Below are 15,520 nucleotides of genomic sequence, written 5' to 3' on the forward strand. Positions count from 1 at the left end.
AGTTGATACGCGGTGTAACGAATCATGAAGCGGCACTTCGAGGATTTGCAATTGGGCAGCATAGAACTGTTCTGCCTGGCAGCAGAGGCGGGCAGCTTCACCGCAGCGGCGCAGGTGGCGGGTGTCACCCCGGCGGCAGTGAGCCGTTCGATCTTCCGCCTGGAAGAGCGCCTGGGCTCGCGGTTGTTTGTGCGAACCACCCGCAGCATCCGCCTGACGGACGCCGGCAAGACCTATTTCGAACAGTGCCGCCAGGCGCTGACGCAACTGGTCGAGGCGCAACAGGAAATGATGGGCGCGCAATCGGTACCGTCCGGGCAACTGCGCATCAGCTTGCCCACCACCTACGGTCATCACCGGATCCTGCCATTGCTGCCGGCGTTTCGTGCGCTGTACCCGCAGGTAAGCGTGGATATCCACTTGAGCAACCGAAACATCGATTTCGTCGCAGAAGGCTACGACCTGGCGATTCGTGTGCGGGCACAGCCGGACTCTTCGATGATCGCCCGCCTGCTGGAGGACGCCAGACTGGTCGTGGTCGCATCTGCGGATTACCTGCGCAAAGCCGGTACGCCGCAGACCGTTGAAGACCTCGGCGATCATGAATGCATCCAGTTCGAATTGCCCAGCAGCGGGCGGCGGATTTCCTGGCTGTTCAATGTAGATGGCAAGGAACGGGAGGTTTTCGCCCAGGGCAACTACAGCTGTTCGGACGATGTACTGGGCGGGGTGACGCTGGCCAAGCATGGGGCAGGGTTGTTCCAGACCTATCGATTTATCGTCGAACAGGAACTGGCGGACGGTCGGTTGGTGGAAGTCTTGCAGCCATTCGGCGGACGTTCACGGCCTTTTACATTGCTGTATCCGCACGGCCGCTATGTGCCGCAACGGGTACGGGCATTTGTGGATTTTTTGTTGCAGCACCGTGAACAGTGGGCCGGAGATTGACGGAAGAGGCCAGGTGCAAGGGGTCTGTGAGGTGGTTGAGCCTGGTCCTGCGGCCAGGCTCGTGTGCTATTGATAGTTATTTATCGATATCGCCTATTAGGTGGCTTATATCAGTCGATCCGTGGAAAGAGCTTCCTGATGGAACTTCCGAAAGCTCCGATAGAGCATATGAGTGCTCCCTGAAGTTCATATCCTGCAAGTTGATTCTTTCCGCGTGAACCGATGTGAAGTAGCCATGGATTTTCGAACCATTGGCAATAATAGTTACATGGTCGCCGGCTTTATAATTTTTAAAGTCATTTGCAGTGATGCTCATGATCGCGCTCTCCAAAGATAGAAGAGTCTATTGTTTTTCGGTTTGCCTTGTGAAAGGTACTGTAAGAGTCGACAGTTTTTTATAGTTTTTTGACAGCAGTGGATTGCTAGATATTCTGTTTGGCTATGCTTCGTCCTTCGGCTCAGTGAAGATCCGGGATTGACTTCATGTTGCCTGATTGTTCGCATTATCCGCCGGAGTAGGCCAAGTCATGACCTTATAATCAAGCTTGGCCTCTCTCTGATGTGACCCTGAATCGCGATATAGACCTGTAATAGACCTACATACTTTCTTCAAAGCGTTTCCTACAACCGTATTAATATTAGAACCTAAACGCCTGACGCCCAATCAACAACCATTTCCCATCCTTCTGCTTCTGCCAGATCTGGAAGTTCTCGATTTCAGTCGGCACCACCTCTGTGCCTTTAAGCGCCTGCGCCGAGAAATGATTGCGCACCAGGGCCGTGTCCCCGGACAAGGTGATCTTCTGGTTCTGCATTTCCAGGGTCTTGAACGCGCTCTTACCGGTCTCGATGTCGGCGATGAAGGCCTTCTTGTCCTGGATATTGCCGCTGGAGTGCCCGTAGGTCAGGTTCTCGGCGGCAAGAGCCTGGAGCTGGGGGATGTCCTTGTGCAGCATGGCCTGGGTCAGATGATCGACGGCCTGGGCCACCTCTTGCTCGGCGGATGGAGCGGCCGCTGCTGCGTAGCCGCTGAACAGGCACAGGAAGCTGATGGCGAGTGTAGTCTTCTTCATGGGGATCCTTGTTTTTGTTGGTATCGGAGAAGGACGAGCGTTGCATTCTCGTCGGTCATCGTACAACTAGAAGAGGGCGACGGGAATATCTGATGCTCCAATTAAATCCTGCTAAGCAACCCAATTGGAGAAACGCAGGGTGCCTCTGTGGCGAGGGAGCTTGCTCCCGCTGGGCTGCATAGCAGCCCCAACAACGCCCAGGCGACCCGGTGTGTCAGGAAGACTCTGGGGGCCGCTTCGCAGCCCAGCGGGAGCAAGCTCCCTCGCCACGGGACCGCGTCGGCTCACAGTCCCTCCCGAACCGCCCCCCGAATTCCCTCCAGCAACATGGTAAACGCCGGGTTATCGTTGTCCTCGCGCCACACCAGGTGCAGTTCGCTCTGGACCCCTTCGCCCAGGTCGATCTCGCGGAATACCACTTGCTTGAACACCACGCTGGTGGCGCACCGGGGCACCAGCGCCAGGCCCATGCCGGCGTTGACCAGCGCCAGGATCGTCAGCGAGGACCCCAGCCACTGCACGTATTGCGGCGCGACCCGGGCCGAGCGGAGCGTGCCGGTGAGCAGTTCGTTGAAGGGTGGGTAGGCAGAGTGCGAGTACATCAGGAACGGCTGGGCATCCAGGTCCTGGACGCTCACCGTGTCGGCAGTCGCCAGCGGATGTCCGGCCGGGACCGCCAGCACGAAAGGCTCGCGCACCAGGCACTCGGTGGCGTAGCCGGTTTCCAACAGCGGTGAGCGCACGATCCCCAGGTCGATACGCCGGGCCCGCAAGGCTTCGTGCTGCTGGTAGGTGTTCATTTCCGCCAGGACGATCTTGACCTGCGGCTGCTTCAGCCGCGCCTCGGCAATCACCTTGGGCAAGAATTCATACACCGCGCTGCCGACAAAACTGATGGTGACCGAGCCGATATCGCCCTGGGCGAAGCGCCGGGCGGCCACGGCGGCTTGTTGCGCCTGTTGCAGCAGGTTCTGCGCCTCGATGAAAAACGCCCGGCCGGCGGCGGTGAGTGCGACGCTGCGGGTGCTGCGAGTGAACAGTTCGACGCCCAGGTGATGTTCCAGCAATTGGATCTGTCGGCTTAGTGGCGGCTGGGTCATGTTCAACCGTTCGGCGGCGCGCCGGAAGTTGAGTTCGGTCGCCACCGTGGTAAAGCAGCGCAGTTGGGCCAGTTCAAACATTGATCCATTCCGGGTATCAATCAAGTGCCAAGTTAGATTAGACGGAAACAATCCACCGCGTCCATCATCATCGTCCCGTTCCCCACAAAAACAATGATCGGGAGGCACCCTTGAACAACGTACCGGACTCCACGCAGGCCAGCACCCTGGCACTGGCGGCGGCCAAGGTGAAACGTCATGTACTTCCACTGGTAGTGGTGATGTTCATCGTCAACTACATCGACCGGGTCAACATCGGCTTCGTGCGCAGCCACCTGGAAACCGACCTGGGCATCGGCGCCGCGGCCTATGGGCTCGGCGCCGGGCTGTTCTTCGTCGGCTACGCGCTGTTCGAAGTACCGTCCAACATGCTGCTGCAACGTTACGGCGCCCGCGCCTGGCTGACGCGGATCATGTTCACCTGGGGCGCGGCGGCGATGGCGATGGCCTTCGTGCGCGGTGAAACCAGTTTTTATGTGCTGCGTTTTATCCTCGGCGCGGCGGAGGCGGGGTTCTTTCCCGGGATCATCTACTACTTCACCCAATGGTTGCCGGCCAACGAGCGCGGCAAGGCGATGGCGATCTTCCTGAGTGGCTCGGCCATCGCCTCGGTGATTTCCGGTCCGGTGTCCGGCGCCTTGCTGCACATCAGCGGGGCCGGGCTGCACGGCTGGCAGTGGATGTTCCTGATCGAAGGCTTCGCCTCCATCGTGCTCTGTGGGTTTGTCTGGTTCTGGCTGCAATCGCATCCCAGCCAGGCCAAATGGCTGAGTACCGAAGAGAAGAGCGTCCTGATCGCCGCAATTGCAGAGGAACAACGGGCGCGGGAGGCCGCCCAGGTGATCAAGCCCTCGGTGTTCAAGTTACTGGCCGACCGACAGATCGTGCTGTTCTGCTTCATCTACTTTTCCATTGCCCTGACCATCTACGGTGCCACGTTCTGGCTGCCGAGCATGATCAAGAAAATGGGCCACCTGGGAGACTTCCAGGTCGGCTTGCTCAATTCCATTCCGTGGATCATTTCCATCGTGGCGATGTATGGCTTCGCGGCGTTGGCCGGCAAGTGGAAGTTCCAGCAGGCCTGGGTCGCGCTGACGCTGATCATTGCCGCGCTCGGCATGTTCATCTCCACCACCGGCGGGCCGGTCTTTGCCTTCGTGGCGATCTGTTTTGCGGCGATCGGTTTCAAGGCGGCCTCGGCGTTGTTCTGGCCGATTCCCCAGGCGTACCTGGATGCCCGTATCGCGGCGGCGGTGATCGCGCTGATCAACTCCATCGGCAACCTTGGCGGCTTCGTCGCGCCGACGACGTTCGGGTTCCTGGAGCAGACCACCGGATCCATCGAGGGTGGCTTGTATGGGTTGGCCCTCACCTCGCTGGTCGCCGCCGTGGTGATCTTTTTCGCCCGCACCACACCAAAGCGCGACACCCCGGATTCGCTGTCCGGCCGGCCCGACACCGTGGCCCAGGCCGAGCCACAGGATAAACCCCAAGCCTTGAACCCTGGCCCATCGGGAGCCGCTGTATGAAGATCAAACGCGTCACTGTCACACCCATCGCCTTTCGCGATCCACCGTTGCTCAACGCCAGCGGCATTCATGAGCCGTACGCGCTGCGCTCGATCATCGAGATCGAGAGCGACAACGGTTATATCGGCCTGGGGGAGAGCTATGGCGATGCGCCGGCCCTGGCAATCCAGCAGCAGCTTCAGGAACGGTTGATCGGCCTGGATCCGTTCAACCTCAACCAACTGCGCGCTATCGTCCAGGCCACGGTCGCGGCACAGCGCCCGGCCAGTGTCGCCGGGGCCGAACTGGCGCCCGGTTCCCATGCCAGCAAAGCGGTGAGCAATGCCTATTCGGCATTTGAAGTGGCGTGCCTGGATCTTCAGGCCCACTACTTGAACGTGCCGTTGGTGGACCTGTTGGGCGGTGCGATTCGTGACGAGATTCCGTTCAGTGCCTACCTGTTTTTCAAATATGCCGAGCACATCGATTCGCCGTACCCGGCGGACAACTGGGGCGAGGCGCTCAGTGAACAGCAGATCGTTGCCCAGGCCCGGCGAATGATCCGCGACTACGGCTTCAAGAGCATCAAGCTCAAGGCCGGTGCGCTTGAACCCGAGCATGAAGTCGCCTGCATCAAGGCCTTGAAACAAGCATTCCCAGGCTACCCGCTGCGCATCGACCCGAATGCCAACTGGTCGCTGGAAACCTCGATCCGCATGGCCGAGTTGCTCGGCGATGACCTGCAATATTACGAAGACCCGACGCCGGGGTTGGAAGGCATGGCCGAGTTGCACAAACGCACCGGCCTGCCGTTGGCGACCAACATGGTGGTCACCGATTTCGATGAGTTCCGTCGTAGCGTGGCGCTGGACAGCGTGCAGATTGTCTTGGCCGATCACCACTACTGGGGCGGGCTTCGGGACACTCAGGCCCTGGCGAAAATGTGCGGCACGTTCGGCCTGGGGGTGTCGATGCATTCGAACTCGCACCTGGGCATCAGCCTCATGGCCATGGCCCACGTGGCGGCGGCGGTGCCGAACCTGGATTACGCTTGCGACACTCACTACCCCTGGCAGGAGCCGGATGAAGAAGTGATCAAGGGTGGCAAGCTGCCGATTGTCGAGGGCTGCGTGAAGATCACCCGGGCACCGGGCCTCGGGTTGGAGCTGGATCGCGATCAGCTGGGCAAGCTGCATGACCAGTTCCTCAGCTGCGGCATCCGCCAGCGCGATGACGTGCGGCAGATGCAGCGTTACCGACCGGAGTGGAAAACCGTCAAGCCGCGGTTCTGACTTTAAATCCAGGGGGCCTGCTGCGCAGGCCAGCGGGAGCAAGCTCCCTCGCCACGGATTATCGGGTGGACATCAGTCCTGTGGGAGCGAGCCTGCTCCGCGATTGCGGTGAAACAGTCATATCGATATGTGCTGACACACCGCAATAGCGGGAGCAAGTTCCCTCGCCACGGATTATCGGGTGGACATCAGTCCTGTGGGAGCGAGCCTGCTCGCGATTGCGGTGGAACAGTCATATCGATATGAGCTGACACACCGCAATCGCGAGCAGGCTCGCTCCCACATCTCCGGACTTCCCAGATTGTGGATAGGGTTGGGTCCGAAGTATTGCTTCTGCGAGTTCCGCAGTCTTACACCCAAACTGCCGCGCCACACCCGCGCCACCAAAGCACTCGCCAATTGCCTCCAAGGCAGCGTATGGCGCTGCCCATAGCCTTTCGATAATCGCTTCCGACATCCTGTCCCACGTCGCGGAGCGCGCCATGCACAACAATAAAAATACCCGCCACCGTCTGTTGCCTGCGGTCATCGCCAGTCTTTCCTCCCTCGGCCTGGCGCCTTGGGCCCAGGCGGAGATCATGCTGTACGACAAAGACCAGACCACCTTTTCCACCGACGGCTACATCAACGCCTTCTACGTCAACAGCGACGTGGACCGGGCCGGGGAGCAGTACGACCGGCGGCAGGCGCGGGTCAAGATGGGGTTCCTGCCCAACTACCTGGGTTTCAACATGGGCAAGCAGGTCGACGACCTCAAGCTCGGTGCCCGTGCCTCGTTCTGGGTCACCATCAATGACAGCGAGACCAACGGCACCGACACCGCCATCGATGTGCGGCAGTTCTACGGCACCGTTGCCAATCCGGAATGGGGCGAGGTACTGGTCGGCAAGGACTTCGGCCTGTTTGCCCGTTCCAACATCCTTTTGGACGAACTGCTCGCCGGCTATGGTCAGGTCAGTGATTCCCTGGGCCTGGTGGACGGTGGCGGGGTTTCGTTCGGCAACATCGGCAGCGGTTATCCGTACCCGTTCCCGACCTCGCAGATCACCTACCGCACCCCGGTGATGGATGGCCTGCGGGTCGCGGTGGGGATCATGGACCCGGTGGACACCAACGATAACAGCGCTACTGGCAAGGCCTACCAGGAGAATCCGCGCACCGAGAGCGAGATCACCTACCAGTTCGACCTGGGCGGGGCGAAGATCTACAGCTGGCTCAACGGCAGCTACCAGACCTCGGACAACACCGACTCGACGGTCGAGTCGGTCACCTCCAAAGGCCTGGGCTACGGTGTACAGGCCAAGATGGGCGGCTTGTCGCTGACAGGCTCGGGCTTCCAGGCCAAGGGCATCAATCCGTTCTTCACCAACAATGCCGGTGAGGCCACTTTGCGCAACGTCGACAGCAAGGGCTACCTGTTGCAGGGTTCCTACAAACTGGGCAAGAACCGCCTGGCGCTGTCCTACGGCAAGACCGACGACGACGGCAACGGTGTGGTGGGCAGCGGCGCCGATTACGAAACCCGCGGCATTGCGCTGTTCCATGACATCAACGACAACCTCAAGCTCGTGGCGGAGTACAACCAGTTCGAAATCAACGGTCACGATAGCAGTGCGCAGAACGAAGACACCGATACCTTTGCAGTGGGGGCGGTGTTGACCTGGTGATCGACCGGGCCGCCTGGTTTTGGGGGCTGCTGCGCAGCCCAGCGGCAGCAAGCTCCCTCGCCACAAGAGCCTCGTTGCATCCGTAACGTGTGGGAGTGGGCTTGCTCGCGAAAGGGCCATTGCATCCAATATCTGTGCAGACTGATCTACCGCATTCGCGAGCAAGCCCGCTCCCACAGTGGTCAGCGTTAGCCCCGAAGTACTGCTTTCCTCAGCAGTACACCCGTGGCGAGGGAGCTTGCTCCCGCTGGCCTGCGCAGCAGGCCCCCAAAGCGGCCGGCTAGTGCGAAGTCCCCTCGGCAAACTCGATCTTGTTCCCCACGTTGTACTTGCCCGAAGGCTTGTTCATCGGCAAGCGCTTGATCTCCTGGAGGGTGTCGCTGTCGTAGACGATCAGCGCACCGTCGGTGGCCCAGATGCTCAGCAGCAGATAACGACCGTCGCGGGTGAATTCGACATGGGCGGCGGTTTTTCCGGGCATCGGGCGCAGGGTGTGGGCGATTTCCAGGGTCTGCTTGTCGATCAGGTGAATCGCATCGTTGTCCGGGCCGAAGAACACATCGGTCCAGGCGTAGCGCGAGTTGACGTGGCTGCGCAGGAAGAACCCCGGCCCCAGGGTCGGGATCTGCCTGATGACTTTCCAGCTATCGAAATCAATGACCGAGACCAGCCCCTTACTGATATTCGGCGTGGCGAATATCCAGTGCCCGTCGCGCTTCCAGTAGGTACCCGAGCCCAGGTGAGGCATGCCCGGCAACGCGATGTCGGTTACCACTCGGCCATTGTCGAGGTCGATCACCTGGCCACCCTGGGCCTTGCGCGAGGTGGCGAGCAGTTGCCGGTAATCGGGCGAAAAGGAAAAGTCATCCAGATAGTCCTCGGCCTCGATACGCCTCGGCACGAAGTCCGGGTTCGGGCCGGTCGGCAATTCCCAGACTTCTTTCACGTCCTTCAATGCGACGATGAAACTGTTGCGCGGCGGTGCGGTGTAGACCGCGCTGACCCGCGAGGCCTGGCCGTCACGATCCAGGGTGGCGATGGTCTTGACCAGTGACAGATCCCGCCCATCGAGCACCGTCAGGCTACCGGGCAGGTAGTTACCCACCAGTACCCAGCGTCCGTCCTTGCTCACTGCCAGGTTGCGCGTGTTGAGCCCGGCCCGTATTTCGGCGATCAGCTTGAGATTGTGCAGGTCATACAGGCTTATCCAGCCGTCCCGGGAGGCGACGTAGACGAAGCGCCCATCCGGCGAAAACTTCGGCCCGCCGTGCACGGCAAAGTGCGAGGCGAAACGCGCCAGCACTTCGAAACGGTCGCCGTCGACGATATCGATGTGATGATCGCCAGCTTCCACCACCACGAACAGGTTCAGCGGGTCGGCGTGGTGCTGGGGTTTGTCCGGCAGGCTGGCGAGATCCGCCAGCACGCGATGGCTGTGGCGAATGTCATCCTCGCTCCAGCTGGGTTCGACGGCGGGTGGACGCTGGAGATATTGCGTCAGGCCATCGATCTGCGCGGCATCGAGCACCTTGCCGAACGCCGCCATCTGACTGGCTGGACGCCCATGCTCAATCACCTGACGGATCTCGTCGGGTTTGATCCGGCTCAGGCTCTGGGGCAACAGGGCGGGGCCGGTGCCGCCGATCCGGTTGACCCCGTGACACTGCTGGCAGTGTTGCTGGTAGTTGCGCTCGGCCAACGCCTGGTCCGCCGGGGGCGCGGCAACGCCGTGGGCACTGCCGAGCCACAGCAACGGCACCAGCCACCAGCCCCTCACAGTGCCACCTTCGACAGGCTCGATTGCGGGGCAGGGAGAAGACGCGCCGGATGTTGCAGTGATTGCCGGGCGAATAAATCCACCACCTTGCCGATCACCGTCAAGGTGGGCAGGCCTTCGGCGCACGCCCGGGCCATCGTCGGCAGCTCTCGGAGCGTGGCACGCAGTACCTGCTGGTCCGGGCGCGTGCCGTTGCTGATCAGGGCGGCCGGGGTGTCTGGTGCCAGGCCGGCTCGCATCAGCCGCGTGGCGATGGTGCCCAGGTTCGACAGGCCCATGTAGAACACCAGGGTCTGGCTGTCATCTGCCAGGCTTTGCCAGGGCAGGTTCAACTCACCGTCGCGTTGCAGGTGACCGGTAATGAAGCGACAGGAGTTGACCAGGTCGCGATGAGTCAGGGGAATGCCGGCGTAGGTGCTGCAGCCGGCTGCGGCAGTAATCCCCGGCACCACCTGGCAATCGATGCCGCGCGCCAGCAGGTATTCCAGTTCTTCGGCACCTCGGCCGAAAATGAACGGGTCGCCACCCTTGAGCCGCACCACCCGTTGACCCTGGCCCGCCAATTCGGCCAGCAGTTCGTTGATCTGCGGCTGGGGCAGGCTGTGACAGCCGGCGGCCTTGCCTACGTAGTGCCGGGCGCAGGACAACGGGATCAGGCCCAGCAGTTGCGGGCTGATCAAACGGTCGTAGACCACCGCGTCGGCCTGCGACAACAAGCTCCAGGCACGCAAGGTCAGCAGGCCCGGATCACCGGGGCCGGCGCCGACCAGGGCGACTTCCCCCGGTCTGAAGGGCGATTGCAGGGCTGCGGGTAAGACGAAGGGGGCTGGCATGGGACTTCCTTGGTTCGGTATCAGGTTCGCCGACGGTGTATCGGTTCAGGGCAGTGCAATGCTGGGGATCGAATCCAGGCCGATTTCCTCATCGCTCAGATGGCAGCCGGGGTCTTGGCCCCACAGGTCGCCTTCGGCCCAGGCGCGGGTGCGGGTGTTGCCGTTACAGATCTCCAGCCAGCGGCATTGACCGCAGCGGCCCCCGACCGCGCGTGGGTGTTCGCGCAGTTGCAAAAGCAGGGCGTCGGGACGGTCGCACCAGAGGGTCTTGAACGGCGTGCGGCGCACGTTGCCCACCGAGTGCTGCCACCAGTAGGTATCGGGATGAACCTCGCCGGTGTTGTCGATGTTGGCGATGCCGCTGCCCGAAGCATTGCCGCCCCAGGCCCGGAGCATCTGTTCCAGAGCGTCGTAATGGACGGGTTGGCGGGCCGCGACCCATTGCAGCAGCAAAATGGCGTCGGCGTCGTTATTGCCACTGACGAAATCGCTGTCGCGGCCCTGCTCGATATCGCGCCAGGCCCGTTCGAAGATCAAGGTCATGGCCTCGCGGCTCATCTGTTGCCGAGCGTCGAGCTTGCGACTGCGCTTGCCTCGGCCGCTGTAGTTGAGGTGCGACAGGTAGAACTTCTGCACGTCGTATTCATCCATCAGCTCCAGCAAGCGTGGGAGCTGGGCTTGATTGTGCTGGGTGAGGGTGGTGCGCAAGCCGACCCGGATTCCATGCTCGCGGCACAGCCGGATCGCCGCCATGGAGCGGGCGAAACTGCCCTTGAGCTGGCGGAACGCATCGTGGGTCGCTTCCAGGCCATCGATGCTGATGCCCACGTAATCGAAGCGCGCGGCGGCGATCTGCTCGATGTTGCCTTCGTCGATCAGCGTGCCGTTGGTGGACAGGGCCAGGAAAAATCCTTTGTCACGGGCATAGGCGCTGAGCTCGAACACGTCAGCGCGCAGCAACGGTTCGCCGCCGGACAGGATCAGCACGCGCACACCGGCGTCATGCAGGTCGTCGATGACTTGCAGCGCGGCGTCGGTGTCCAGTTCGTCGCGAAACTGACTGTCAGCCGAGGTCGCGTAGCAGTGCTTGCAGGTCAGGTTGCAGCGCCGCAGCAGGTTCCAGATCACCACGGGCGGGCGGTTACTGCCCGGCGGTGCGCTGCGCGGTGCCGGGCATTGACCGGCCAGGGCGCGCAGGTAATGGCTGATCCTTAACATGAAACGCTCCTTCGATTTCGATCGACGTGTGGGTTCAGCGCGGCTTATCCCCATGTGGCAGGAGCAAGGCTTGCCCGCGATGAAGCTGATGCGGTCCATCAGAAACCGAGGCGCCTGTTTCGCGAGCAAGCGTCGCTCCCACGGTGGCCAGGCGCAGGCCGGTTTTCTTCAGGATCCGACTGCTCACCAGCATGTCGTCGGCGACGCAGGCGTCGCCCAGCAGGTAGCGCAGGTGGTCGCGGTAACTGTCGATTTCTTCGCGGCTGCGACCATGGACCATGGCGAACAGGTTGTAACGCCAACCGGGCCGGCGTGGACGTCGGTAGCAATGGCTGACGAAGGGCTGCGCACCGAGCAGGGCGCCGAGGCGCGGCATCTCTGTGTCGGCCACGTCCCAGACGGTCATGCCGTTGTGCCGATAACCGAGGCGATAGTGGTTGGGCACGGCGGCGATGCGCCGGATCGCGCCTTCGGCCTGCAAGCGCTTGAGCAGGTCCAGGGTCGACTCCACGCTCAAGCCCAGTTGTTCCGCCAGCCAGGCCCAGGGATCTTCCAGCAGGGGCAGGCCGGCCTGGGTCAGCTCCACCAGGCGCAGGGCCAGGGATGGATGCTCCAGCGCCGGGTCAGACCGGGAAGTACAAGCCGACATGGTAGGTCTCCTCTTTGGGCAGGTTCAGCGGCACCAGGCCGGTCAGTCGCTCGATGCGCAACAACGTTTCGCTGATCGCCTGTTCGCTGGCGCAGGCGAGCACGAACCACATGTTCCAGGTGTGCTCGCGGCGATAGTTGTGGGCCACTTCGGGCAGATCCCCAAGTAGCTCGGCGATGGTCTCGAAGCGCGCTTCGGGCACTGCCAGTGCGGCCAGGGTGAACGCGCCGCCCAGGCGGTCGAGGTCGAACATCGGGCCGAAACGGGTGAGCACGCCGTCGACGAGCAACTCGTGCAGGCGGTCGAGCAATTCGCTGCTGCTGCAACCGAGTTCAGCGGCCAGTACCTGCCACGGCTGACGCACCAGCGGCAGGCCCAGTTGCAGGCGGTTGATCAGGCGGCGGTCCAGATCATCCATCGGCGCGGGCTCCCGCGGGTGGGGCGAAGCGTCCGCCGCATTGCTTGAACAGGTGGGTGCTGAACAGTAGCTGGTGGGGCAGGTCGTCCAGCAGATGCTGTGCCAGCAGCGCCTGGACTTGCGCTTCCACGCGGTCACGTTGGCGACCATGGATCATGCAGAACAGGTTGTACTGCCACTGGGGCAAGCGCCGTGGGCGCTGGTAGCAAAGGCTGATTCCCGGAGCCTGGCCGAGGCGTCGACCGACCTCGTCCACCAGCGCATCCGGCACATCCAGCACCAGCATCGCGTTGGCGGCAAAACCCAAGCCGCGATGGTTGACCACCAGCCCGACGCGGCGAAACAGGCCTTGTTCATGCCAGCGCCGGACCTGCTCCAGCACCTGCTGTTCGCTGGCCTCGATCTGTTCGGCCAGGGCCTGGAAAGGCCGCGATGCCAACGGCAGGCCGGTTTCCAGCTGCCGGCGCAGTTGCAAGGCTTGTTGCGTGTTCAAGATGTCTGTCATGGGGCGGTCTCCAGGGCGAAGCCCAGGTCGATGCGGTAGGCGGTCAGCATGGGCAGGTCCAGCGGCGTAAGTCCGGTGTCGCTTTCCAGTTCCTGGAGGATGCTGTCCAGGTGGGCGCGGTCGGGACCGGTCACTACGAACCACAAGTTGTAGCGGTGCTCCCGGGCATAGTTGTGATTGACCTCAGGGTATTGGCTGACCCGCGCCGCGACTTGCTGCAAGCGTTCTTCCGGCACCGCGAGGGCGGCGAGGGTGCTGGCCCCGGCCCGGGTGTGCTCGAACACCGGCCCGACCCGCGACAGGCTGCCGGCCACTTGCAGGTGACGCAGGCAATCGAGTACCTGGGTTTCGCTGCAACCCAACGCGTCGGCCATGGCCCGATAGGGTTGCGCGCACAACGGCAGGCCATGCTGGAATCGATCGATCAGGCGCCGGGCCAGCGAGTTGACGGTCATGTTCAATACCCCGGCTTGTGCGCACGACTGCTGAAGAAAATACCGCTGGGGCTGGCGGCGGGCAGGCTGCCCAGGCGCTCCAGTCGGTACGGGTTCCAGACCTGAACCTCGCCGCCGTCCCGGGCCGACAGCCATAACTGGTCGCCGCGGGCGGTGAACTCCATGTGCAGCACCGCTGGCCCTGGTCGCAGGTCGGCGACAATGGCATGGGTCTGGCTGTCGATGACCTGGACCCGGTCGTTGTCCGGGTAGGCGAAGTTGACCCACAGCTGCCGACCGTCCGGGCGTGCGGTGACGAATACCGGTTGCCCGGCGACCTCGATGGCGTCGGTCTGCTTCCAGCTGGCGGTGTCCATCACCAGCACCTGGTGATGGCCGACGGCGGGTACGAAGGCGTGCTGGTCGGCCAGGGCCCAGCCTTCCAGGTGGGGCATTTTGTACACCGGGAGTCTGGCCTGGCCGCGTCCGTAATGGCCGAGCACACGTTTCACGCCACGCTCCGGGTGCCAGAGATCGAGTTGCGCCATGCCGTCTTCACCGAACAGGCCGGCCATGTAGTAGCGCCCGTCCGGGGTAATCAGCGCGTCATAGGGTTGCTGGCCGATGGCGCTGAAGCGCTCGATGCGCGGCGTGAGGCCCTGGCTGAAATCGGCGGTCCAGATCTCACCGGTGTCGAACAGGCTGAACACGAAGCGCTGGCCCGGCGCGTCCACCAGGCCGACCACCCGCGAGCGCTTCTGGCCGTCGGGCAACGGCGTGGCCGGAATGTCAGCTACCTGTGCCAAGGTCCGGGCATCGAACACCTTGACGCCGCCGGGCTCGTAGTTGGATACGGCGATCAGCGCACCGTCCTGGCTGATCGCGCCACCGATGCTGTTGCCGCCCTGAATGATCCGCCGCTCGATTTTCGCCGTGAGCAGGTCGACCTTGCTCAGGCCGCCATCGCGGCCGAACACATAGGCGTAACGCTGATCGCGGGAGAACACCACCGAGGCATGGGACAGGTCGCCCAGGCCTTCGACGCGGGCCAGGGCGGTGCGGGTGTCGCTCTCGATGATTTGCAGGCTGCCGGTGGCACGCTCCACCACCACGCCAAGGTCGCCGGTGCCGCGCAGCGGTGTCTGGGCGCAACCGCTCAGCAATAGGGAGACGGCGGTCAAGGACAGGAAGGAACGGATCATGAGGCGGGTTTTCCTTGCAGGAGCCGGTCAACCAACCAGCGGATGTCGTCGGCGCCCAGCAGCGGAGCCCAACCGGGCATGGCGCTGCCGGGCCGTCCCAGGGTGACAGTGGCGATGAGGCTGTCGCGCGATTTGCCGGACAATGCCTGGCGAGTCAGTGGCGGGCCGAGGCCGCCGGTCAGGTACAGGCCGTGGCAAGCGCCACAGTCCTGGTCCAGCAGGTGTTGCAGTCGGGCTTGGCGCTGCGGGTCGGGAGTGGCCAGCGCGCCGGCCGAAAAACTGAGGAGCAGGAGCGTCATCAGGGTTGCAGCGCTGTGTCGTTCCATGACGTCCTCCTGATTGAAATTCGCCTGTATGGCTGTTGTGGCGAGGGAGCTTGCTCCCGCTGGGCTGCAAAGCAGCCCCTGGGTTTTTGCCTGATATAACGAGTTGCCAGGTCTTTGTTGGGGCTGCTTCGCAGCCCGGCGGGAGCAAGCTCCCTCGCCACAGGGTTTTGTGCCTGGGGTTACTTGAGGCTCAACACCCACGCCGCCAATACCTTCGCTTCCTCTTCAGTCACCGGGTTGGCCGGCATCGGCATCGGTCCCCAATTACCTTGCGTACCTTCCTTGATGTGTTTGGCAAGCACCTCCTGGGCGCCCGGGACGTTGGCGTTCTTCGCCGCGACGTCCTTGAGAGCCGGGCCGACCACCTTGGTGTCGATGGAATGGCATGCGGCGCAGGGTTTGCTCTTGAACAAGGTCGGTCCGTCTTCGGCCAACGCCGGTTGCAGGGTCGATACCGCGGTCAGGGCCAGCGCGATCAGAATAGGCTTCATGGTTTTTCCTCTTATTGAT

The 15,520-nt window shown here is 62.5% G+C and carries 16 protein-coding genes and 1 pseudogene; 4 read left to right on the forward strand and 13 right to left on the reverse strand.

From position 1 onward, the window contains the following. Positions 1–24 precede the first annotated feature (24 nt). On the forward strand, positions 25–948 hold the full coding sequence (locus ACLEJR_RS21460; protein WP_440793218.1) for a LysR substrate-binding domain-containing protein: 924 nt from the start codon (positions 25–27) through the stop codon (positions 946–948). 76 nt (positions 949–1,024) lie between these two features. On the opposite strand, the gene ACLEJR_RS21465 is transcribed toward ACLEJR_RS21460, so the two are convergent. The 3 genes from ACLEJR_RS21465 to ACLEJR_RS21475 form a co-directional block, all read right to left on the reverse strand. Continuing rightward, positions 1,025–1,264 carry a hypothetical protein gene (locus ACLEJR_RS21465; RefSeq protein ID WP_440816316.1) on the reverse strand — a complete coding sequence of 80 codons (240 nt, stop codon included), beginning with the start codon at positions 1,262–1,264 and terminating at the stop codon, positions 1,025–1,027. A 322-nt stretch (positions 1,265–1,586) separates the two neighbouring features. Next, entirely contained in the window at positions 1,587–2,021 is a 435-nt protein-coding gene (locus ACLEJR_RS21470; protein WP_440816319.1) for a nuclear transport factor 2 family protein, read from the reverse strand. A gap of 284 nt (positions 2,022–2,305) precedes the next feature. Continuing rightward, positions 2,306–3,202, reverse strand: coding sequence for a LysR substrate-binding domain-containing protein (locus ACLEJR_RS21475; protein ID WP_440793214.1), 897 nt, complete (start codon positions 3,200–3,202; stop codon positions 2,306–2,308). 110 nt (positions 3,203–3,312) lie between these two features. Between ACLEJR_RS21475 and ACLEJR_RS21480 the strand changes: the two genes are divergently transcribed. The 3 genes from ACLEJR_RS21480 (at position 3,313) to ACLEJR_RS21490 (ending at position 7,648) form a co-directional block, all read left to right on the forward strand. Further along, positions 3,313–4,710: an MFS transporter gene (locus ACLEJR_RS21480; protein WP_440816321.1), complete on the forward strand. Its 1,398-nt coding sequence runs from the start codon at positions 3,313–3,315 to the stop codon at positions 4,708–4,710. Further along, the gene (locus ACLEJR_RS21485; protein WP_440793210.1) at positions 4,707–5,981 is read left to right on the forward strand and encodes a glucarate dehydratase family protein; all 1,275 of its coding nucleotides are present in this window, start codon (positions 4,707–4,709) and stop codon (positions 5,979–5,981) included. The genes ACLEJR_RS21480 and ACLEJR_RS21485 overlap by 4 nt, the downstream gene beginning before the upstream one ends. 482 nt (positions 5,982–6,463) lie before the next feature. Further along, positions 6,464–7,648, forward strand: coding sequence for a porin (locus ACLEJR_RS21490; protein WP_440816324.1), 1,185 nt, complete (start codon positions 6,464–6,466; stop codon positions 7,646–7,648). A 280-nt stretch (positions 7,649–7,928) separates the two neighbouring features. Here the strand turns inward: ACLEJR_RS21490 and ACLEJR_RS21495 are convergent, their stop codons facing one another. From ACLEJR_RS21495 to ACLEJR_RS21540, 10 genes and pseudogenes are all read right to left on the reverse strand, one after another. Further along, positions 7,929–9,425 (reverse strand): cytochrome D1 domain-containing protein, encoded by a 1,497-nt coding sequence (locus ACLEJR_RS21495; protein WP_440816327.1) that lies wholly within the window; start codon positions 9,423–9,425, stop codon positions 7,929–7,931. Next, positions 9,422–10,258, reverse strand: a complete 837-nt coding sequence (gene cobA / locus ACLEJR_RS21500; RefSeq protein ID WP_440816330.1) for a uroporphyrinogen-III C-methyltransferase — start codon at positions 10,256–10,258, stop codon at positions 9,422–9,424. Before cobA ends, ACLEJR_RS21495 begins: the two co-directional genes overlap by 4 nt. A 45-nt stretch (positions 10,259–10,303) precedes the next feature. After that, positions 10,304–11,476, reverse strand: a complete 1,173-nt coding sequence (nirJ, locus tag ACLEJR_RS21505) for a heme d1 biosynthesis radical SAM protein NirJ (protein WP_440816333.1) — start codon at positions 11,474–11,476, stop codon at positions 10,304–10,306. Positions 11,477–11,621: 145 nt separating this feature from the next. Continuing rightward, positions 11,622–12,125, reverse strand: a pseudogene (gene ahbB / locus ACLEJR_RS21510) (siroheme decarboxylase subunit beta); the annotation flags it as partial. Next, positions 12,100–12,543, reverse strand: coding sequence for an Lrp/AsnC family transcriptional regulator (locus tag ACLEJR_RS21515; protein ID WP_440816336.1), 444 nt, complete (start codon positions 12,541–12,543; stop codon positions 12,100–12,102). The pseudogene ahbB (ACLEJR_RS21510) and the gene ACLEJR_RS21515, both read right to left, overlap by 26 nt. Continuing rightward, complete coding sequence (ahbB, locus tag ACLEJR_RS21520; RefSeq protein WP_440816339.1) at positions 12,536–13,048, reverse strand: siroheme decarboxylase subunit beta; 513 nt, start codon at positions 13,046–13,048, stop codon at positions 12,536–12,538. The genes ACLEJR_RS21515 and ahbB (ACLEJR_RS21520) overlap by 8 nt, the downstream gene beginning before the upstream one ends. Continuing rightward, complete coding sequence (locus ACLEJR_RS21525; RefSeq protein ID WP_440816342.1) at positions 13,045–13,503, reverse strand: Lrp/AsnC family transcriptional regulator; 459 nt, start codon at positions 13,501–13,503, stop codon at positions 13,045–13,047. The genes ahbB (ACLEJR_RS21520) and ACLEJR_RS21525 overlap by 4 nt, the downstream gene beginning before the upstream one ends. A gap of 2 nt (positions 13,504–13,505) precedes the next feature. Then, positions 13,506–14,684: a cytochrome D1 domain-containing protein gene (locus ACLEJR_RS21530; protein ID WP_440816345.1), complete on the reverse strand. Its 1,179-nt coding sequence runs from the start codon at positions 14,682–14,684 to the stop codon at positions 13,506–13,508. After that, on the reverse strand, positions 14,681–15,010 hold the full coding sequence (locus ACLEJR_RS21535) for a c-type cytochrome (RefSeq protein WP_440793193.1): 330 nt from the start codon (positions 15,008–15,010) through the stop codon (positions 14,681–14,683). Before ACLEJR_RS21535 ends, ACLEJR_RS21530 begins: the two co-directional genes overlap by 4 nt. A gap of 179 nt (positions 15,011–15,189) precedes the next feature. Next, on the reverse strand, positions 15,190–15,501 hold the full coding sequence (locus tag ACLEJR_RS21540; protein ID WP_440793191.1) for a c-type cytochrome: 312 nt from the start codon (positions 15,499–15,501) through the stop codon (positions 15,190–15,192). Positions 15,502–15,520: the final 19 nt, after the last annotated feature.

Origin of the sequence: Pseudomonas sp. SMN5 (genome assembly GCF_052041925.1) — a bacterium.
Lineage (GTDB): Bacteria > Pseudomonadota > Gammaproteobacteria > Pseudomonadales > Pseudomonadaceae > Aquipseudomonas.